Source organism: Reichenbachiella versicolor, assembly GCF_003171675.1.
GTDB classification, from domain to species: Bacteria; Bacteroidota; Bacteroidia; order Cytophagales; family Cyclobacteriaceae; genus Reichenbachiella; species Reichenbachiella versicolor.
Genome location: NZ_QFZQ01000015.1, coordinates 1 through 21657, shown reverse-complemented (window position 1 = coordinate 21657; position 21657 = coordinate 1). Strand labels below are relative to the sequence as shown.

The 21657-nt window shown below is 37.8% G+C and carries 18 protein-coding genes; 14 read left to right on the top strand and 4 right to left on the bottom strand.

The window, feature by feature from the left end; translation table 11 throughout:
• Positions 1–9 precede the first annotated feature (9 nt).
• The 4 genes from DKG80_RS20445 (at position 10) to DKG80_RS20430 (ending at position 6903) form a co-directional block, all read left to right on the top strand.
• Positions 10–4245, top strand: coding sequence for a hypothetical protein (locus DKG80_RS20445; RefSeq protein WP_109833252.1), 4236 nt, complete (start codon positions 10–12; stop codon positions 4243–4245).
• Complete coding sequence (locus DKG80_RS20440) at positions 4245–4754, top strand: hypothetical protein (protein ID WP_109833251.1); 510 nt, start codon at positions 4245–4247, stop codon at positions 4752–4754. The genes DKG80_RS20445 and DKG80_RS20440 overlap by 1 nt, the downstream gene beginning before the upstream one ends.
• A gap of 117 nt (positions 4755–4871) precedes the next feature.
• On the top strand, positions 4872–5339 hold the full coding sequence (locus DKG80_RS20435; RefSeq protein ID WP_109833250.1) for an SMI1/KNR4 family protein: 468 nt from the start codon (positions 4872–4874) through the stop codon (positions 5337–5339).
• Positions 5340–6495: 1156 nt separating this feature from the next.
• Positions 6496–6903: a hypothetical protein gene (locus tag DKG80_RS20430; RefSeq protein WP_109833249.1), complete on the top strand. Its 408-nt coding sequence runs from the start codon at positions 6496–6498 to the stop codon at positions 6901–6903.
• A gap of 33 nt (positions 6904–6936) precedes the next feature.
• On the opposite strand, the gene DKG80_RS20425 is transcribed toward DKG80_RS20430, so the two are convergent.
• Complete coding sequence (locus DKG80_RS20425; RefSeq protein WP_162556025.1) at positions 6937–7245, bottom strand: hypothetical protein; 309 nt, start codon at positions 7243–7245, stop codon at positions 6937–6939.
• Between the two features lie 584 nt (positions 7246–7829).
• Here DKG80_RS20425 and DKG80_RS20420 point away from each other — a divergent pair.
• From DKG80_RS20420 to DKG80_RS20410, 3 genes are all read left to right on the top strand, one after another.
• Positions 7830–8378, top strand: a complete 549-nt coding sequence (locus tag DKG80_RS20420; protein WP_109833247.1) for an REP-associated tyrosine transposase — start codon at positions 7830–7832, stop codon at positions 8376–8378.
• Positions 8379–8498: 120 nt separating this feature from the next.
• A complete protein-coding gene (locus tag DKG80_RS20415) occupies positions 8499–9464 on the top strand; it encodes a hypothetical protein (RefSeq protein ID WP_162556024.1) in 966 nt (321 codons plus the stop codon).
• Positions 9465–10026: 562 nt separating this feature from the next.
• Complete coding sequence (locus tag DKG80_RS20410; protein ID WP_109833245.1) at positions 10027–10851, top strand: hypothetical protein; 825 nt, start codon at positions 10027–10029, stop codon at positions 10849–10851.
• A 57-nt stretch (positions 10852–10908) separates the two neighbouring features.
• On the opposite strand, the gene DKG80_RS20405 is transcribed toward DKG80_RS20410, so the two are convergent.
• Entirely contained in the window at positions 10909–11382 is a 474-nt protein-coding gene (locus DKG80_RS20405; RefSeq protein WP_109833244.1) for a hypothetical protein, read from the bottom strand.
• Positions 11383–11620: 238 nt separating this feature from the next.
• On the opposite strand from DKG80_RS20405, the gene DKG80_RS20400 reads away from it, so the two are divergent.
• Entirely contained in the window at positions 11621–12169 is a 549-nt protein-coding gene (locus DKG80_RS20400; protein ID WP_109833243.1) for an REP-associated tyrosine transposase, read from the top strand.
• A gap of 246 nt (positions 12170–12415) precedes the next feature.
• On the opposite strand, the gene DKG80_RS20395 is transcribed toward DKG80_RS20400, so the two are convergent.
• Positions 12416–13057 (bottom strand): hypothetical protein, encoded by a 642-nt coding sequence (locus DKG80_RS20395; RefSeq protein WP_109833242.1) that lies wholly within the window; start codon positions 13055–13057, stop codon positions 12416–12418.
• A gap of 536 nt (positions 13058–13593) precedes the next feature.
• Between DKG80_RS20395 and DKG80_RS20390 the strand changes: the two genes are divergently transcribed.
• From DKG80_RS20390 to DKG80_RS20375, 5 genes are all read left to right on the top strand, one after another.
• On the top strand, positions 13594–13998 hold the full coding sequence (locus DKG80_RS20390; RefSeq protein WP_109833241.1) for a hypothetical protein: 405 nt from the start codon (positions 13594–13596) through the stop codon (positions 13996–13998).
• 762 nt (positions 13999–14760) lie between these two features.
• Complete coding sequence (locus tag DKG80_RS21220; RefSeq protein WP_162556022.1) at positions 14761–14949, top strand: hypothetical protein; 189 nt, start codon at positions 14761–14763, stop codon at positions 14947–14949.
• A 302-nt stretch (positions 14950–15251) separates the two neighbouring features.
• Positions 15252–15617 (top strand): T9SS type A sorting domain-containing protein, encoded by a 366-nt coding sequence (locus DKG80_RS20385; RefSeq protein ID WP_162556020.1) that lies wholly within the window; start codon positions 15252–15254, stop codon positions 15615–15617.
• 390 nt (positions 15618–16007) lie between these two features.
• A complete protein-coding gene (locus tag DKG80_RS20380) occupies positions 16008–18386 on the top strand; it encodes a TonB-dependent receptor (protein ID WP_245907053.1) in 2379 nt (792 codons plus the stop codon).
• Positions 18387–18390: 4 nt separating this feature from the next.
• Complete coding sequence (locus DKG80_RS20375) at positions 18391–19347, top strand: DUF4249 domain-containing protein (RefSeq protein WP_109833239.1); 957 nt, start codon at positions 18391–18393, stop codon at positions 19345–19347.
• Positions 19348–19459: 112 nt separating this feature from the next.
• Here DKG80_RS20375 and DKG80_RS20370 read toward each other — a convergent pair whose 3' ends face one another.
• A complete protein-coding gene (locus DKG80_RS20370; RefSeq protein ID WP_162556019.1) occupies positions 19460–20512 on the bottom strand; it encodes an MFS transporter in 1053 nt (350 codons plus the stop codon).
• A gap of 289 nt (positions 20513–20801) precedes the next feature.
• Here DKG80_RS20370 and cmk point away from each other — a divergent pair, with 289 nt between their 5' ends.
• Positions 20802–21482, top strand: a complete 681-nt coding sequence (gene cmk / locus DKG80_RS20365) for a (d)CMP kinase (protein ID WP_109833237.1) — start codon at positions 20802–20804, stop codon at positions 21480–21482.
• Positions 21483–21657 lie beyond the last annotated feature (175 nt).

Here is a 21657-nt window from a genome sequence, read left to right as displayed (position 1 = left end):
CTCCTAACTATGAATAAATCTAAAATGAAAAATATCATCGATACCCCTTTCCTAAAGTGGATTGGAGGGAATTTAATAAGCTATTCGAAAGCTATTTTTATTAGTTTATCACTCATTCTAAGCCTGAGCTACCCCACTCAAGCCCAAGAATCTGCAGAAGAGGGAGGTAAATTTGATGAAGCCAAAAAGGAGATAGCAGAGTTCTATAATGCTTTTCTAGACTGGGCGATTATCTCCTACAACACCTACACCGGTCAGCACGAGGGAGAACTCAATAGCGTTTTTGCTAAAGTCAAAGGCAACTTGGATGGCAATCCTCAAATCAAACAACTAGTAGGTGAGTTACAAGAGATTCAAAGTGAGTTAGGTCTCAAAGGCGCCATTCAGGACTTCACCAATGAAAGTGGAATCAAAGTCTATGTAGCCCCAAGTAGAGCAGTAGAAGGCGAAGGTTTTTATACTAAGACCTTCAACCGACTATTGATGGAAGGAGCCCAAAATCCAGTAGCACCCTATATCATCGTCAGCCCAACAGTGAATGGAAGCAAGTCCAAAGGATATACCATATCTTATGAGACAGAAACCTCTCCTGAAGTCCACGCGAATAAATACCACCTCACATCTCCCGGTACCAAAAACCCCTTTAATGAATTAGCAGGTTCGGCTAATAAGCAGCTTGAGATGGGTAAAAAACTACGTGAAGGACTCAAAAGCGGGATGCAGAACCTAAGAACCAACGTCACTCAAAACCTTAAACCACCCCTCTATCTAGATGAAGGAGGGGACATGATCAGACCCGGAGATGAGAAAGAATTCGGGATGGAAGAAGAAGGAACCACCATTCGACTGGTAGCCACAGAAAAAAACGGAAGCCCCACCTCCAAAAAAGTAACATGGACCTGTACCCCAGAAGGTCTAGAACTTAATCCATCAGGCAATACTCTGGACTTCCCCATCGATGAAGACGGACTCTGGACAGTAAGTGCCAGAGCGGGCAATGACGTAGCAGATGCCACTATCAGGGTAGTCAACTTTAGTCTAGACTGGAAAGGTCTGGTCAAGCAAATTTTGTACGACGCACTAGAATCCAAACTAGAACAATCCAAAAACAAACAAGACTCACTGCAAGCCATCTCTGGAGATGTCGATGGCGAACTCGCCGCACAGCTAGCACTAGTAGAGGCTGCCAACTACCCACTAGAAAATGAAGGTATCGAACTAGAACCGCTCTACGAAACACCTGTTCTACTGACAGGAAATGATACGACTACATTCTACAGTAATAAAACACGAGCCGAAGGCTTCAAGAAACTTCGTAAGTTCAAGAAGATAGCCGTCGATATACTCAAAGAGGTCAACATGGCCGCAGTTATCGATATCACGATAGAAAATCCAGACAAGTTTGACGAAGTACTCAATGGTATAATTGATAATAGTGGTACCCTAGCTTTAGAACTGTTTACTTCCCTCAAAGACGATCCCGAACAGCGAAAAGAAAGGTTCAAGGAAATAGTCTTTGACTATATCAATGCTGAACTAGAGAAGCAAGCAGACGCCGAGTTTGCAGCCCAGCACTATGATCAGCCTGAGATCCCAGCGGAGGTTTTACCCACCCAGTCGGACAAAATCCCAGAACTCACGAACCCAAACTACTACATCAATCCTCTAGTAGAGTTTCCAGGTAAGGCTGAGTTTATCGAAGAGCTAGAGGCTGAGATCGCTGCTGCTGGCGACAATCCTCCATTTATAGTGGTGAACTATTCGCAAGATCTATCTCAAGGCGGGGCATTAAACAGACTCAAAGCAGGTAGACCAAAAGGAATTGATCCTGATAGAGATTACTGTGTTATCTATCAAACCCATATTCCTGGCTCAGTGAAAGTAACAGTAATGAGCGCGGGTACAGATATCATTGTAGATCGAGTATTACAAGTGATGTCGGGTAAGAGTGCACCTTTAGCAGGAACGGAAGTAGATCAAACAGATAGTGGGGTGACGACCTACATAAGTAGAACCTTACTTACCCCTGCGGGTATTCCATTCACTGTACCGACAGATGTTACACAGATGAGTTTTGTGTCCTCTAATAGAGCACCTTATGGAACATTAACGGGTTTTTGGAGAGGTTCAGATTATTATGTGGGAGTATATAAAGGTGATCAGTTTAAAGGGTATTCTAAATTAGTAGACGCTTTAGCAAAAGAAGTTGAAAAGGATGTTGAAGGAGAGATTGTTTACTACGAAGATGATTTAACCCATACTTTTGATCCATCTATTCATGTGACGATAGGTTACCCACATAGTTGCAAAATCTATATGGGTACTGTATTGATGAGTGAGTTTTCAAGTTCGATTCCATCGGGTAGCTCAACAGGTGCAGGGAAATTACGCACCAAGGAATATTTACATTACTTGGATATAGAGCTTACAGCTTTTGATGACGAAGCTGCTTGTGGATATAAAGGAGCACCAGATGATATAGCAGAACAAGAGGATTGCGATGCTTTGTATGAAGAGTACAAGGATAGCCCATTGATGAAAAGCGATATTCTAAGAGCTGCTATAGAAAAAGATCCATGTCTTATCAGTGGAATTTATAAGTATGGAGAAGGCTTAGGCTACGAAACTGATTTCATGAAAGGTCTTAATACTATGGTTGGTGGGTTCGCAGGAGTTTTCACCGCAACTGTTGGTGCAGCAGTCACGCTGCCTATTCTGATAGAAGGAGGAGCACTTTCTGTAAGTAGTGAAAAGGCGATAGAGAAATCTACTGAGTTTACTATTGGAGTTTTTGTAGATGCAGTAGCTCAATACTTAATCTATTGTATTAAGAATGACTTAGATGATCTATCCTTTAATGATTTTATCAAAAATTATGATGTAGCTCAAGCGGGCATGCAAGGCTTGGAAGCAACCTATAAGAACCAGTATGTCGCGTTAGGTCAGTCTTGTCTATTCGATGTTTTCTTTGATAATGGGAAACTTCGAAGTAAGGAAGAGCTTACACAACCAGATCAAGTTGCTCTTAATTGTGCAACAGCGATGGCGATTTCTTTTGCCTCAGATCGTGTAGTTATGAAAGGTAAAGCAGGTCTTAAATCCTTGATCAAGCAAAAGCCGGACAGGTTTATTCGAATATTATTCAAAAATGGTTTGTCTGAGGAGAATGTCGTTAATATGATGAAAAGACTCAATATTCGAGAGTTAGGAGAAGACAGAGTTAGAGCCCTCTTCTTCAAAGCCAATTATCTTGATAATATTAAGGTTTTAGGTGATCAGGTAGACGATTTTGTTGAGGATTTGAGTTCAAGTTCATCTTTGATGAAGTTTTTCAGGAATAGGCCAAGTTTAGACTATCTGAAATCATGGAAGCTGTTGAGCGGTTTCTTATCGCTAAGAAAGGTTGGATTTAATATAGAGGCGATTAAAAATGTAGCTCCTAAATTCAAGCGTAAGGTTAATGGCGAATGGAAAGAAGGCTTTGAAGGTTTAGAACTAGTCTTTAAAGGGAAGTCAGGAGGAGTACAAGCCCTGATTGATAACCTCAAAAAGACAAATGAGCTTTTTGGGAATTTCAATGGTATATCCTTTACAGGTATCAAAACAGGTAAAGCAGGTAGAGTCTTAGGAGCGGATAATATCGAAATATCTAGATATGAAAACAAAGTCCTGACCATTACCAAAAAGGGTCTAGATAACAATAGTGAAGGAAAGAAAATTAAATCACTTGGAAAGGATATTGTTATCCGAGGTCCAGACGGCGAAGATCTGACAGATAATGTTGATCTGTTTACCGATGGGAAGAAGCATTGGTTTAAGACGCGTAGAGTAACAGTAATAGGCAAAAATCTTATTGAACTTAAAGGGTCTATTAATGAATGGGTAGGCTTGCAACGATCTTTGGCAACATCAAATAATCAGTTAAGGAAATTTAATACCGCGACAGTTGTTTATAATAAGAAGACTGGGAAATATTACTATGGAGCCAATCAAGGTATAGCAAAATCTGGAGATGGTATTCATGAATATTTAGCTAAAAAACTACCAAAAGAGTCTACTAATAATTATAAACTTGGAAATTGCTCGGAATGTGATGGTGTAAATAAGGCGTTAAATGATGGTTCAAATTGGTCAGATTTACAAATGCATACTGTAGGGGTTCAATGGGATACCGGTAGTACCTTTGCAAAGCCAATGTGTTCTAATTGCGAAATTACTTTTGAGGGCATTGAAATATTGCGATAATGAAGGAAGAATTTAAAGAAGTTTCAATACGAGGTAGAGTAGGATTTGCAATATTATGCTTTGAAAGCTTCATCGAAATACAAGATTCATCTAATCTTCAAGAATGGAAGTATTTGTTGAAAAAACTTTGGGAATTTACAAAGCTGAAGTTTGTAGATGACTGGCTTGATTTGGTTTCTGCAGTAATGCCGCTTTCTGTATTGGAAGATCCGTTTGATCCTGAAGAAGTCATAACAATAGATGAATATTCTTTTTTGAAAAAGCTTTATGCTAGAAGTGATCCAAAGATTTTAGAGCTTATTGAATTTATATTTAAACTAGCTACGGTTGAGTTGTATTCTGAAATTAAAAATTACTCTCCTAGGACATTAGATTTATTGAATGATATTATTGGAGTTTGTAAATCAGCTAATGTTAAAATTCCAGATGTTTCATTGTTTAAAAAATTTAGTATTACTGATTCTTCAGGATGGGGTTTCCCCTTTGATAGATCTGATGTGTTTAAGTGAGGCGATTCTTTCTACACGTGCGTACTGTATTTATTGTCAAGGAGTTATTTAGCAGTTTAGTGAAATGTTTCCAAATGTCAATGTAGAAATAATAAACACTACAAAACTTCATTATGAATGGTAAATAACTATATGTCTTTCCTTAAAGACTACTCAGAAGAATTGGGTAATATCACAGGAATTAGTTCAGTTGTTATAAGTCAAATTGAACAACAATTCAAACTAACACTCCCATTGGCGTATAAGCAATTTTTACAACTATTAGGAGAATCTACAGGTAGCTTTATGAAAGGGTACTATATGAATTATCCTTATTTATTGGATAATAAGCAAGATGCTGATTGTGCATTAAATTTTGATAATAGAAAACATAATATCATTATTATAAAAGACCAGTATTTTTTCTTTGGACAGTGGCAGGGATACAATTTTTTCTATTTTGACTGTTCGGAAGAATCGGAAGACCCACCCGTTTATGTCTTGACGGATACACCTAAGACATATCAATATAAATCTAGTTTTACTACTTTTCTTCGAGAAGAAGGCTTGACCCCACTTTTAGAAAGTAAGTCTAAGTTTCAGTAATACTGTTACTGTACTGGTTATAAGCTTTAAAGAGCAAGTAAATAGCAGGTGCAGCTAAAGTAGCGATAACCCCTGTTCCCGCCATGCTCTGTATGGTGGTTTTACGATCCACAGATCATAATCAAGACTACATTCATATTTAACTTGTTAGGATGAGCAGAAATTACAAATTCAAGAATCCAGAGGGTTGGTAATTTGTCAGTTTTGCAACGGTATTTTGGATAAGTGTCTTTACCAGACGTATATATAAGGACTGTATTGTTAAACCCTTAAGGTATTGTACCGAGCAGAAGGTGATACTTGATTTATATTTGATGTGATGGGGAGTTGGAATGGCAAGCCACCATGCAAAGCATGGCGAGACCGGGGGAATGAAAAGAAGGCTTTGAAGGTTTAGAACTAGTTTTTAAAGGGAAGTTAGGAGGAGTACAAGCTCTGATTGATAACCTCAAAAAGACAAATGAGCTTTTTGGGAATTTCAATGGTATATCCTTTACAGGTATCAAAACAGGTAAAGCAGGTAGAGTCTTAGGAGCGGATAATATCGAAATATCTAGATATGAAAACAAAGTCCTGACCATTACCAAAAAGGGTCTAGATAACAATAGTGAAGGAAAGAAAATTAAATCTCTTGGGAAGGATATTGTTATTCGTGGTCCAGATGGAGAAGACTTGACCAACAATGTTGATCTGTTTACAGATGGAAAAAAACATTGGTTTAAGAGAAGGAAGATTGGTAATAATATAGGTGAGCTAGTTCAGGCTTTTGATTTTAAGCATTGCAAATGCTACAGAAGATCAATTAGCTGCTTTAGATCATGCTTTTAAAAGGCACGGGAGTGAATTATCAGAACTAATAGGTAAGGCAATTAATGGACTAAGAAGAGTGAGCTTCAACCTATGTTAGACAACTTTAATGAAGCAGTATCATTAATAAAAAGAGAAGGTACGTTGACAGGTAAGGCAAGGGTATCATTTGGTATTAAAGGTTCTGAGTTGGCTCTGTGCCTACGGATGTTGATGTGCATATTTACAAACACGCTATTGATGGGAAAGAATATTATCTGTTTTTAAGGTCAGTTGATAAGCAATTTGTTAGTAGCGGACTAAAAAATAGAGAAATTAAGTATGTCTTAAAATATTAAATCATAATGAGATGAATTTAAGTGATGTTTATGTTTTTGTTGATGCTTTTATTCCAAGCATTGTTAGAGTTTTCAATGAAAAATATTTAGAAGGTTTTAAGTCGATGGATTCTTATTATGAAGGCTCTAAATATGCTAGTGAAACTATTTTCGAAACGGATTCATATTCAGAGATGTTTGAATTTGGTTTGGGTGGAATAGGAAGACCATTCACTTTTTACCTAGAAAATCATCACAACAAAAAGTATAAACAATCAATCATACAAATAAATAGAGATGGTTCAATGTGTTTAGCTCTTTCAACCATTTTTAAGTACGAGGTAGAACTTTGTCAAAGTTTAAAATTTTCCTTTCCAAATTATAAAGTACTAGTATCTAATAATATTCCATTACCTTCTTCAAAGGAATTGAATAGCTAGTTGACTTTCTATCAATACTAGCCTTGGTTATAGTCATTTGTGGCTGGTGTTTACTTTTTCTTTTTTGTAAGATGAATAGGCGAAGTAAGCGAAGTATAGCGCAGTTGTGCCAGCAAGTGCGTAGAATCCTGTTTTACCGAGGTATTTATCTATGAGGTGTAGGACTATGGTTAGTAGATGCTTTCTACCTCCTTCCATTTTTTTAATTCGAAGATCATAATACTCATCATTTTGAGCAAAAAGGATGATGATAGTCATGGTTATCATGACAGCAATCAGGTTTTTGGTAGATTTTTGAGAGAAGAACCTATTGAGTCTTTTTAAGATGGACTTTACTTTCATAGAACAAAATCTTGTATGAAAAATATCAGGCGATTTTTCACGAGTAAGTCTGTCTAGTTTTAACATCCCCCGTTTCGCCATGCTTTGCATGGTGGTAAAATGATCTACAAATCTAGTCAATCTTAAGTAAATCCTTAACTTGGAAGAATAATATCGGCACCATTGTGGCTAGAAAAAGGAGTGATTTATTCATGACTAAGCTTGTCTATTTCTAGCATCTCTGATTATAGCAATTACCGAGAAGTAGAATTTGTCTTTAGTAGCAGTCTCGAGTGCTTCAATGATTTGGAGTGTTTTTTTATTGTAGTTGGCATTTTACCCTTCACCTACTGGCTGTAATTTTCAAATTTACAGAATAAAATAGATACTAGTAGTAGTTTTTTACTACCCCCCCCATTCCCTCTCGGTCGCAAATGTTTTGCGACCGAAATCTAGCTTGATAGAGAAGTATCTAGCAATTGCATTGCGGTGTTCTTGATATTAACTTGTACTCATGGCTAACCCCTGTTCCCGCCATGCTTTGCATGGTGGTTTTACGATCTACAGATCATAATCAAGACTACGTTTATATTTAACTTGTTAGGATGAGCAGAAATTACAAGTTCAAGAATCCAGAGGGGTGGTATTTTGTCAGTTTTGCAACGGTATTTTGGATAAGTGTTTTTACCAGACGTATATATAAGGACTGTATTGTTAAACACTTAAGGTATTGTGTTGAGGAAAAGGGAATGCTGTTGGGAGCCTGGATAGTCATGAGTAACCATATCCATTTAATATTCAGAGCAAAAGAAAACAATCCACAAAGGTTGCTTCAGAGTTTTAAAAGCTCCACAGCCAAAGGCTTGATCGAATTGATTAGAACAAACCCTCAGGAGAGTAAGAAAGAGAGATATCTGTGGTTCATGAAATTAGCTGCTGAGCGAAATACAACAACCCAAAACGAGATGCAATTTTGGCAGCAACACAATAAGCCTATAGAGTTGTGGAATGCTAAGGCAATTCAAAAAAACTTGGATTACATACACAATAACCCTGTAGAATCAGGAGAAGTATCAGAACCAGAGCACTATTTGTACAGTTCTGCTATCGATTATTCAGGAGGCAAAGGGATGCTCGAATTATATTTGATGTGATAGGGAGTTGGAATGGCAAGCCACCATGCAGAGCATGGCGGGAACGGCGAAATTCACCAAATGTAGATTATATGCACTTTGAAATCGGGGAACAACACGTAGCTAAATACTTAGAATAAAATGAAATACATTCAAATACTCATAATGCTGCTTATCGCTTTTCCTTCTTTAGGACAGTTAGACCCAAAATTGCAAGCTTTCAAGGATTCGGTTATACAAAGAATAGAATGGGATGAATTTATTAAGCTGGACATTTATAAAAGAAGAGATTTCATCAGGAAAATGCGAGGAGAACCAATATTCGAGGAGAAGTTGGACACTCATGATGAAAACGGGATAGCAATTGTAAGAGGAATCGATAAGGATAAAGCGCTTAGACAAGTTCGTGAGCGCTATGCATTGATAGAAAAAGAAAAAAGCCATTATCGACAAGCCGTATTCCCTAATGCTTATAAGGATGCAGTGGAAGAGCTTTTCGGTCCTTTTTATGAAAACAATTTGACCAGAGTATTACACTATCCTGATTATAAAAACCTAGAAGGAGAAAATCATGATGGACCTTACGATGTAAAGAGTGCTGAGAATGATACTCGTAGGACATATTATTTCAATCAAAAGGATCAACTGCGTTTGATTGAGGTAATACGCCAAATAGATGTTAATGAAGGAGAAAAGTATGATCATGAAGAGAAGATAACTAAGATAGGTTATGATAAGAAGTGGTACTATGTTTGGAATGATAGTTTGCAATTTTATTATCATTTGTACCAAAGGAGTAAAATTAAATCTGGACATATTTATTTTGAAGATACCTTGAAAGCAGATGGTTCTTCGGAAAGAAAGTACTTTTATCTTCATAATTGTTTTAAGTCCAATGAAAAAGAAGGAGAGTTTGATTACGCCAATTGGGAAAAGAATATAGAATCGTCAGAATCAAAAAAGTCTTATCCAGATACAGACGAAGTAATAGAATTTAAAAATTTGGTGTTAGAATATCAGGAATACAAGGAAGGCAAGAATGATTATTTACAGCCTGTTGAATATTCTTTCATCAAAAAGCCGTATATCGTCGAGCCAGAGGAGTAACGGCTGATATATGCTGGCATAAGAGTAGTTAACAAAAACTACCCCGTTCCCGCTATGCTCTGTATGGTGGTTTTACGATCCACAGATCATAATCAAGACTACATTCATATTTAACTTGTTTGGATGAGCAGAAATTACAAATTCAAGAATCCAGAGGGTTGGTAATTTGTCAGTTTTGCAACGGTATTTTGGATAAGTGTCTTTACCAGACGTATATATAAGGACTGTATTGTTAAACCCTTAAGGTATTGTACCGAGCAGAAGGTGATACTTGATTTATATTTGATGTGATGGGGAGTTGGAATGGCAAGCCACCATGTAGAGCATGGCGAGAACGGGGGCATTGCAGTGTTCTTGATATTAACTTGTACTCATGGCTAACCGAAATAAGATGACAGAGAATAATCAACACAGCGTTATTTGAAACCAAGTTCGGACAGGAAAAAATAGCTTATCTAACATGATTTAGGAATTAAATAAAACTAACCCTAAATTCGCCTCTACTAAATAATAAGGCACTTTTCGATAGCCTTACAATTGTTAATTATCAAATAAATATCTAATGACTAGAATATTCCTAACCCTGTTAGTGATCCTCAGTGTATATACAGTTTATAGCCAACCAGTTTCAGACGGTATCGGAATCGGTACCAGCAGTGTAGACCCATCCGCCGTATTAGAAATACATAGCTCTACCGATACCAAAGGACTACTGATCCCCCGAGTCACCAATCGACTAAAAGTAGACGTATCACACAAGCCAAAAGGCCTGACAGTATATGATACCTCCGACAATGGTTACTACTATTATGACGGTAGCAGATGGCTCCGATTAGCATCCGAGGATATGAGAAATCATCGAATCGGAAACCTGTCCAACGGCTCAGCCAGCAAAGACGCTGTCAACAAAGGACAAATGGATGGAGCGGACAGTAAGCGACTCGCAAAAACCGGAGGCACTATGACAGGTCCTATCAATATGAGTGGTAAGAAGTTAACCAATGTAGGTAAAGGAACAGCCAATGGAGATGCTGTGAATGTAGAACAGCTTAAATTACTACAAAACCAAATCAATACCCTAAGTAATAACCTGACTACTTTGTCAAATCAGCTAGGTTTCTTGTGGGTTGGAAATAAAAAGATTGGAGATATTGATGGTGATTCGCAGTATAACTTTACATTTCCATCGGTAGGAACAGATAATTATTTTGTTTTAGTATCTGTAGAGTCTGAGGGCATATATGGCTATGATGACAATGATTTTAGTTATGTAGTTCTTGGTAAAACCCCTACTTCATTCAAGTTATATTTTAGAGAGCATCGTAAAATCAGACAGGAACTGAGAGTTAGGTATATGCTATTGAGAAACAATACAAGGTCAAGATAGGAATTGAATTAAAAGGCTGTCTATTACATTAAGTAAATCAGACAGCCTTTTATAGATTTAGCTTTCTTTTTTAATGAAAAAATCCCAGTCTTCCTCTACGCCTTCAACTTTGGGGCTAGATATACTCAAAACTGAAAGGATAATATGTTCCTCTCTTTCACTACTACTCATTCTTATTTCATCATCTCTGACTAAGATAACTGCAGCAGTTGTTTGATCAAAAGTGAAAACCCCTTTGGTCGGCCATAGATATTCAAAACCTTCAGGAATACCTACGACTGAATACTTTCCGCCAGTCTCCGTCACAGCGCTAAAAGTTAGCTTAAAGGAAGACCAGTCTCCTATTTCGTCATCCTCATATAGTCCTGCACCTTCTTCAACTTTAAAGGCAGTGAATGTACCTTCTAGACTAGAGGAAGCTTCTTCTAGATCAGCAACAGGACCGTCTCCTCCTTCTTCATCCTCTTCACAGGAGGAAAATAGGATAAGTGAAAGAAATAATACAGGTAGGTAGCATAAATACTTTTTCATAGCTTTAGTTATTTTGTTAATAAGGCGGCAAATCTAGTTTTAAAAGCAGATAAAACAACAAATAAATAGACTATGTAAAATTGAGTTTCCCTGATAACTGTATTTGAAGGTGAATAGTAGCGGGAATACACGAGTTTTTAAGTCCCGCTCGGTCGCAAATGTTTTGCGACTGAAATCTAACTTGATAGAGAAGTATCTAGCAATTGCATTGCGGTGTTCTTGATATTAACTTGTACTTATGGCTAACCGATATAAGATTAGAGACAATGAGGGATTGTACTTTGTAACTTTTACGATTGTGGGCTGGGTAGATTTGTTTATTAGAAACGACTATCGAGAATGCATTATTGATTCTCTTCAGTATTGTACCCTACATAAAGGGTTGAATGTTCATGCCTATGTTATTATGACCAGTCATGTTCATTTGATAGTAAGCACTGAAGAAGGTCATGATTTGATTGCAACTATTCGAGATTTCAAGAAATTTACATCGAAGGCTTTAGTCAAGTTGATAAGAGAGATACCCGAAAGTAGAAGAGAATGGATGTTGAAGAAGTTTTCATATGAAGCAGCTAGAAAACAGCGTGGTCACGAGTACATTCTTTGGAAAGAAGGTTATCATGCCAAGCAAATAGAAACCAATGATTTCTTGGATCAGAAGCTTGAATATCTACACCAAAATCCCGTAGTGGGAGGTTTTGTTAGTAACCCTGAAGAGTACCTATATAGTAGCGCAAGAAATTACGCTGGGCTTGATAGTGTCATGAAAGTGAAGCTATTGGATTAGCTTAAATATGGATACCGCATCGCAGATGCTATAGATAGATACAATCGCAATGCAATTGCGATCAAGCGGGGGGTTGGTAATAAATTTATTGGAGATACGTCTTTTGAAGTCACTTTTTCATCAGTAGGGACTAGTAACTACATTGTATTAGTTAGCGAGTTGTTTTTAAGTGTAAGCACAAAAATGAAAAAAGCGCAAAGTTTCCCTTGCGCTTTCATGTTTTGACAACTGTCAAGCCGTCTAGATTCAATCCACGATCACCCTTGCCTTCTTGTATCCCTCATAGAAAGAAGCATTCGAAAACTGAAACTGCAGCATCACCTTATCCAGTTTGGAGTTTAAAATCTCCATACCACTACTGATCAATTCATCAATAGCCTTTTTAGCAAGATTCGCCGCAGACCGTTTGAGTCTAGGCTGACCCACCAGCTCCCTAAAGTCATCCACAGAAGTATTCAGATTTGTGATTTGAGCCTCAGTGATCCCATAGTCAGCCAGCTCAGCTAGATGAGCAGAGACTAAATCTGAGACCGACGAAACCTGTTCAGGAAATACCGCATCCCTGATAGACACGATATCCGATTTGGTAACACTACCATCCTTCAGCAGTTCCTGATTTTCAGATACAGAAGCATAAGCCGAAAGCGCGCCCGAAAGAATAGACACCTTGATAGCAATCTGTTCCTTCAGTTCGTTTTTGCTGATCGTGAGCCCCTCCGTACGCTGTCCCGTACTTTTCAATTGTTCCTTGATACCGAGAATCGTATCATCGAGACCCGTTTTCATGGTATTGATAATAGGAATAGCAGACCAAGAGGCACTGTTAGAATCAAGGTAACTCTGAGTAGATAAGATCATTTGATACCTGTTCAACGATTCATTTTTCATAAGTGTATTATGTTAAAGTTAAAGATGGCTCGAAAATATTAACTTATTCGAAACACACATCGTGAACAACGGATTTATATCAAAAAACACTGTCTTTCGTGTCCGATTTGCATTCTTAGTAGACCCAATTATAATCGTACAAGATCGGATTAAACTTGTTCTATACAAAATGTAAATAAACCAATACAGCTATAGAATTTGATTAACAAAAATTACAATAATCTAATGTTAAATGTAAATAAATCTATAATGAATTATAATTATGATAGATTAAATTAAACTATTCTAACATTTAGAGTCAAAATTTCATAGTCCATTTCAAAATCAAAGAAGAAGAAAATCAATAATACCAAGTCCAGTGAACCTTGTAGACATCTATCAACAAAAGGTATGAACAAGACAGTATTTTTGGTAGTCGCTACATTTCAGTTTTGAATGCTATCGTTTCGAAAGTATTATCATCCTCCTTTTTTAAAGTCTTCTCATTCAATATTGGATAGTTCATAACTGTATCGCATATTTGAGCTATCAATATATTGCAATTAAAAATACATAAAATTAAATTTAGCCTTTCCATCACTTCAGTACTCTGCGCATTTTGCACCATTTCAGCATTCTCATCGCAAGCCCAAGTATGCGAGGTCACCCCATCAGTCACTATCAAAGGAGATAGAGTAGAATACAAAGCCCTACATGACGACCCAGATCTTAGCGGCACCTATACATGGTATATCACCGAGCAAAAATTTTCACCGGATACCAATAACTTTTATCAGCGAAACTTCAGTTATGAATTCAAGGAATATGGCAAGCAACATGCTTTCGTATTCTTTGCCAATGAAGATTCCACATGCTTTGATAGAAAAGAATTAGTCACTGATATTCAACCTTGTGACGTCACCCCATCAGTCACTATCAAAGGAGATAGAGTAGAATACTAAGCCCTACATGACGACCCAGATCTTAGCGGCACCTATACATGGTATATCACCGAGCAAAAATTTTCACCAGATACCAATAACTTTTATCAGCGAAACTTCAGTTATGAATTCAAGGAATATGGCAAGCAGCATGCTTTCGTATTCTTTGCCAATGAAGATTCCACATGCTTTGATAGAAAAGAATTAGTCACTGATATTCAACCTTGTGACGTCACCCCATCAGTCACCATCGAAGGAGATAGAGTAGAATACAAAGCCCTACATGACGACCCAGATCTTAGTGGTACCTATAGATGGCATATCACCGAGCAGAAATTTTCAGCCGATACCAATAAATTTGATCAGCGAAATGTCAGTTATCAATTCAAGGAATATGGCAAGCAGCATATTTCCTTATTCTTTGCCAACGAAGATTCTACTTGTTTCAATCTACAACAGCTAGTCACCGACGTTCAGCCGAAATGTGATATAGAAATCAGTACCAGCCAAAATGGCCTAACCACCAATTACACAGCTATAGTAACCGATCAAGCATTAGAAGGCTCTGTATATAGATGGAGAATAACGGAAGAGAGCAATACTGCAGATACTACTGTATTATTTGGTCAAAGTATCTCTCATGTTTTCGATGGTTATGGAAAGCAATATGCCTTCATTGACTTTTTCAATAAAGACTCTACCTGTACCAATACAAAGAAAATAATCTCAATCGCCGTACCCGCCCCCATATCAGGGTGTACAGATGCCACAGCGCTTAATTACATGACATCCGCTACCATAGACAATGGAACATGCCTATACGGAATACCAGGCAAAGTCTCAGGATGTACAGACCCTAATGCATCCAACTACAGTATATCAGCCAATTTAGACAACGGAACCTGTACCTATTCAGAGTCAATATTATCAACAGGATACACTATCCCAGGCTGTACCAATCCAGACCTTTAAACTATTCTCTCCTAGCCGAAATTGATAACGGTACATGTGTACTCAGTCAAGACAGTGTGTTGTCGCCGATTATACTAGGGGAAAATCAGATAATCACAGATCAGATCATTGCAAAAGATATTAATAACTGTGACATTGACTATTCGATACTAGTAGACAGTACTAAGATTGTAGATACCAATCCAGTGAATGATTCTACAATAGCGATCACTTAGGAAGTTTATCAGGCCAATGAAGTACATCTAGTCAGTACAGAAATAGAAACAAAAGGCCTAGAAAGATCAAGTACTGATAATTCTTATTTGATTTTTGCATCACTAGGATGCACTTCATCGTCAGGAAGAACACTAAGTAACCCCAATCTTGTCATCAGAAGTCTATTACCTGCCAGCGCTGTGGTCAATAAAATAAATAACAATTCAGATGAAAATCACACTGTATACCCCAACCCCTTCCAATCAACATTATTCCTAGATCAGAATTTTGACATCTCTCCATTGACTATCGAAATATTTGATATTGAAGGGCGACTAGTTCTTAAGCAAACTAAAGGCACCTCTCAAAAACCGATTTCGATAGATGCCGCCCAGTTGAAGAATGGCACCTATCAATTACTAGTCAAAGATGCAGGCAAAGTACTACTTTTTCAGAAAGTAGTTAAAAAATAGAAATATAACTCTCTAAAATGAGCTTTCAGCTTAAGACAGTTATATTTTAAAGTTAAAGGTCATTTTCGGCAGTAGCGAAAAGGAATCAGAAATTTAGCCTTTTGATTTACAGACTTGACTTCTTAGCTACTTTCTTGATCAAGCAAGAAAGTAGAGAAACCTCTTAGTTTGAGCAATGGTGAGTTTCACAGCATTCCCTACTTGTTATTGCTTTCATCTCCAGAAAGTCCATTGAAGCAATATATAAAAAGGTTTACCCAGAGTTTATTAAACAATACCCTTGGTTCTTGAAACATCATACTAGCTTTGAGCGTCGTATTGATTTGTTTTATTCAATTTGTAATAAATCAACAAGATTCTAAACTAAGTTTCAAAACACTACCATTCTATATGAACAAAATACTAGCCTTAGCCATGTGCTTGATGATGTCAGGTATGGCAATGGCTCAAAACTACACCGTCAGCGGCTACGTCAAAGACGCTTCAAACGGTGAAACCCTCATAGGAGCATCGGTTCTAATCAAAGGAACGGCTAAAGGTGTCGTCACCAATGTATATGGATTCTATTCACTCACCCTTCCAGCTGGACAATATGAGATGGAGTACAGGTACGTAGGCTTTGACAATAAAACCTCTATGATAGACCTTTCATCAGGTGATCAGAGAGTCGATATCGAATTGGCCGATGGAGGTCAAAAACTGGAAGAAGTAGTCATTAAAGGTGAAGCAGATGATGTCAATGTCACTGGCGTCCAGATGAGTGTCAGTAAACTGGAGATGAAAACAATCTCCAAAATGCCCGCTTTTCTTGGTGAAGTCGATGTCATCAAAAGTATTCAGCAACTACCAGGAGTCAGTACAGTAGGAGAAGGAGCCTCAGGCTTCAATGTCCGAGGAGGTAACGTAGGTCAAAACAATGTACTTCTCGACGAAGCACAAGTCTACAATTCATCACACATGCTAGGTTTCTTTTCGGTATTCAATCCTGATGCTGTAAAAGACGTGCAGCTGTATAAAGGCGGCATGCCCGCTAGATACGGAGGTAGAATAGCTTCCGTACTCGATGTAAGGATGAAAGAAGGCAATGCCAAAGAATTTCATGGTCAAGGAGGAATCGGAGCAATATTTAGTCGACTAGCCTTCGAAGGACCCATCGCCAAGGACAAAGCCTCCTTTATCGTAGCAGGGCGTAGATCATATATCGACGTATTGGCAAGACCATTTACAGACGTATTCGATGACGGAGTAGCGTTGAACTTTTACGATTTCACAGCCAAGACCAACTGGAATGTCAATGATAAGAACAGAATTTACCTATCAGGATATCTAGGAAGAGACAACTTTGGTTTCGGCGGAGGACAAGGAATCAACTGGGGTAACCGAACGCTGACACTAAGATGGAATCATATTTTCACCAGTAGACTATTCATGAACCTGACAGCACTGACTAGTAAATATGATTACGCATTGACATTTGGTACCGACGATGACAACAGATTTGACTGGGCATCCAATGTGACCACTTACGATTTGATCCCTGAGTTCACATATTTCCTCAATTCCAACAACGAATTGACTTTTGGAGGGAATTTCTCCATGCTAGACTTCGAACCAGCAATAGTAACAGGAGTTACGAATGGCGTGGTAATTGATTTAACACAAGGAGATCGAAGAACATTACAATCAGCCCTACATCTGGACAACAATCACAAGATCAATTCAAAATTAGATTTGAGATATGGTCTTCGTTTCTCAATGTTTCAGCTATTAGGCTCAGGTAAAAAATACATCTACAGCGAAGATGGAGAGCCCGGAGTTCGCAAGGAATTACTAGATGAAGTAGATGTATCCTCTGGAGATATAATTGCGAATTACAATACCATAGAACCAAGATTTGCCGCTAAATACGAGTTGAACTCTTCCAATTCTATTAAGGCCAGCTATGATAAAAACGCTCAATACATCCACCTGATATCCAATACAGCCGCCTCGACACCATTCGACGTATGGATGCCAAGTAGCAACAATATTGAACCACAGATAGGACATCAAGCTGCAGTAGGTTGGTTTAAAAACTTCAATAACAACAGTATCGAATTCTCAGCCGAGACATATTACCGATGGACCAAGAATCAAATCGACTACATTGATGGAGCAGACTTACTTATCAATGAAAGACTCGAAGGAGATATTTTAGCAGGAGATGGTCGAGCCTATGGTATAGAGACAGTATTAAGAAAGAATACTGGTAAATTGACCGGTTGGGTAAGTTACACCATTGCCCGTACAGAGCTTCAGGTAGACGGTATCAATGAAAACAACTGGTATCCTACTCGATTTGATCAGACACATAGTGTGAAAGTAGCATCGTTTTATGATTTGACAGAAAGGCTATCCCTATCAGCCAACTTTACTTTCTTGACAGGTACACCAATTTCTGTTCCTACTACTAAGTCCTACGTACAAGGCTATCCAATCTATGTAGTTGATGGACGAAACAATTTTAGACTGCCAGTTTATCATCGATTAGATGTAGCAGCCACACTGAAGAACAAAAAGTATAAGTCTAATGGCGAGCTCAAGAAATGGCAGAGCTATTGGGTATTCTCCGTTTACAATTTATATGCGAACCGAAATCCATTCAGCATTACCTTCATAGCTGATCCAGATGCAGAGTTTGAACCAGGAAAGCCAGTGAACACACAGGCACTTCAGACATCTATACTTGGATCATTAGTTCCTTCAATATCCTATAATTTTAACTTCTAAGTCGATGAACAGATTAAAATTTAATGCTTTACTACTTGTCGGATTGATGATTGCATTTGTTTCATGTACCGATGAAGTCAATATAGATTTAAAGGATAACGAACCAGTATTTACCGTTGATGCATGGTTAGACAATCTTAATACTACACAGACGATTACACTGACAAGATCAACAGATTTCTTTGACAATGAAGGACTGCCTCCGGGGGTAACAGGAGCCGAGGTTTATGTCACAGATGGAGACGGGATACGATTCGACTTTGTTGAAAATACGGATGGCAGGTACGTTTGGAATTCTTCTGATGACAAGGGACTAGGAACAATAGGTCAGACATATACTTTGACGATAGTCGATGGCTCTACTACTTACAGTGCTAGCACGACCATGCTACCCACTACCTCAGTAGATACCGTCTATTTCGTAGAAGAAGAAGATCCATTTGAAGGAGATTACGTTCGAGCTGATTTTCAAGCTTTGGACAGACCAGAGATAGGAAACACCTATTGGGTAAAAGCCTATAAGAATGGAGAGTTTTTATACACCGTCAATGATATCAATATCGCTTACGATGCCGCTTTTTCAGAATCAGGAGGAGAAGACCAGAATGGAGTAACTTTTATTCCTCCCATTAGATTTAGCATCAATGATTTCGATGAAATTCCAATTTATGAAGAAGGAGATGTCGTCAAAGTGGAAATTCATTCAATATCTGAAGATGCTTTCGATTTTTTAAATTTAGTAATTGCACAATCAGATCGTGAAGCAGGCTTTGGAGCATTGTTTGAGGCACCTCTCAACAATGTTACTACCAATATTACTTCATCGGTAGAAGGAGAGCTAGTAATGGGAATGTTCAATATAGCCGCCGTTGCAGTTGGCGAAAGACAATTAGTTCTAGATGAAGTTCTACCCCTAGGGTGTTTCTTTACTGAAGAGTTGGAAATCGAATGCCCGGAGTAACCTCTTGCTAAAAGGGAATATATCAATGATTAAAAAAGGACTTGATTTCTCGTAAAACAAGTCCTTTTTTTGATCTATCCAGTATCATACTTCTTACTATAATTCGAATAGTTTATTGGAACATAATCTCCAATATCCCTGTGAAGATCTCTGATACCCCAATAAAAATACCAACTCCCGCTGTTAGTCCTCTTGCTGATAAATTAGTTATGGCAAATGGAAGCCCAACAAGATTGAATAACGAAAGCCCAATGGCTATTAAGACTACAGAAGGCGCATAACTAATACCCAGAAGTAAAATGCATCCAATTACAGTTAAACCTGTAGCAAATAAAATTAGCTTGGTGTAATTGTATTTTTTGATACTTTGACTCAGAATAAAGGTTATTACAGCAGATAGAGCTAGCATAGCCAATGATACCTGCTGGCCACTCCACGTTCCAAAGAAAGCTCTTTCAGGAAGAAACTCTATAATAATAGCTTTGGCTAGACCCAATATTAATGCGATAACAATAATTGGAAGGTATTTTGAATCAGATTGCAAAGATTCCGATCGTCTATGCTGAATAACATTTTTAGAAGACACTCTATAAAATATAAGTCCTGAAGAAGCGATTAAAATACCTCCAACGATAAAAGTCATCGTAGCACCAAAGAAATTGACTAGCTGTACCACTACAGGCTCTAATGCATAAACTAATTCAGTAACAAAGACCAGAAAACCTACCACTACCGGCAATCTATCCACAGGAGCAAAAGCATCTATCATAGAAAAGGCAGGACTAACAAAAATATTCATGGAGATTAACCACAGGATAACCATCAATGGAAGAATATGGCTTAATGCTCCTAATGGGCCAGCACCTATGATGCTCGCTACTACCATAAAAATCATAGCCGTGACACTGATACCAATAGAGAAAATAAGAAAATAATTGTGTCTCTTTCTCATAAAATAGTCAGCAACTAATCCCGCTAGAGGAGGTACTACTATAAGTACGACTGCCTTGGCATAGATGAGTAATGAAGCAAGATTTTGAAGATCGAAAGCCTCAAGAAGATGAGGTTGGTATTCATGATAAGCTACCCAGCTGATAGCGATAGATACACTGAGAAAACCAAGACTAAATATCTCAGGCCATTTGATGGAATTAGTCTGCATCATACTAGTAAGTGTTTATTCCGTATAAATCTACATAATACAGTTCATACCATAAGACTTCAGTCCGTTTTGTACATTTAGATATTATATTTGATGTCTCATCAAAAACAAAAGTCAATTGAGATCGCTATTCCTCATCATATTTCTCGGACTAGTAATGAGTCTAGGATCGTGCAAGTCTTCGCATCACCCAAAAGAAAGAAAACCTAGAACTATTAAAAAAGGTAAGCCAATACCCTGTCCAGTTAAAGATTGCTAATCACTAGATCCAATTAAATAAACCCAATAACCCATGAAAAAAATAATCATTGCTATTGATGGCTACTCAGCCTGTGGTAAAAGTTCAACGGCCAAAGCTGTAGCAAAAGCCCTTAATTATAACTACATCGATACAGGTGCTATGTATCGATGTGTGACATTGTACTTTTTAGAAAATCATATAGAACTGACCAATCCAAAGCTAATTGCTAAAGCTTTAGATGAAATAGAAATCACTTTTCACATCAATGAAAAGACAGGCGCCAACGAAACATACCTCAATGGACTTAATGTCGAGGATAAGATTCGTGAGATGGAAATTTCACAAAATGTGAGTCAAGTAAGTGCGATCAAAGAGGTAAGAGTAGCATTGGTATCACAGCAGCAGAAAATGGGTAAATCCAAAGGAGTTGTCTTGGATGGAAGAGACATAGGAACAGTAGTATTCGCAGATGCAGATTTGAAAATTTTCATGAACGCTGATTTTGATGTTCGCGCCGAGCGTCGTCAAAAAGAACTATTCGATAAGGATAATTTAGTAAACCTAGATATCGTCAAAGAAAACCTTCGTAAAAGAGATAAAATTGATTCAACAAGAGAGGAAAGTCCATTAAAGAAGGCGGAGGATGCCATAGATGTAGACACCACACATTTCACCTTAGAAGAGCAAGTAGAGGAGATCGTTCAGCTTGCATTAGGTAAGATGTCTGTTTAATAAACTATTTACCTTTCAATAAAAAAGCTCTCTTGAGAAATCAGGAGAGCTTTTTTTTTCTGAAAGTCTCTTCATACCAATGCATAGATTACCTAAATAACTGATGATCTAAGCTGTTTTCTATTAGAGAAAAATTTTTTCTACGTGCTCTACGGCAACAACTGTGGGTGCTTAG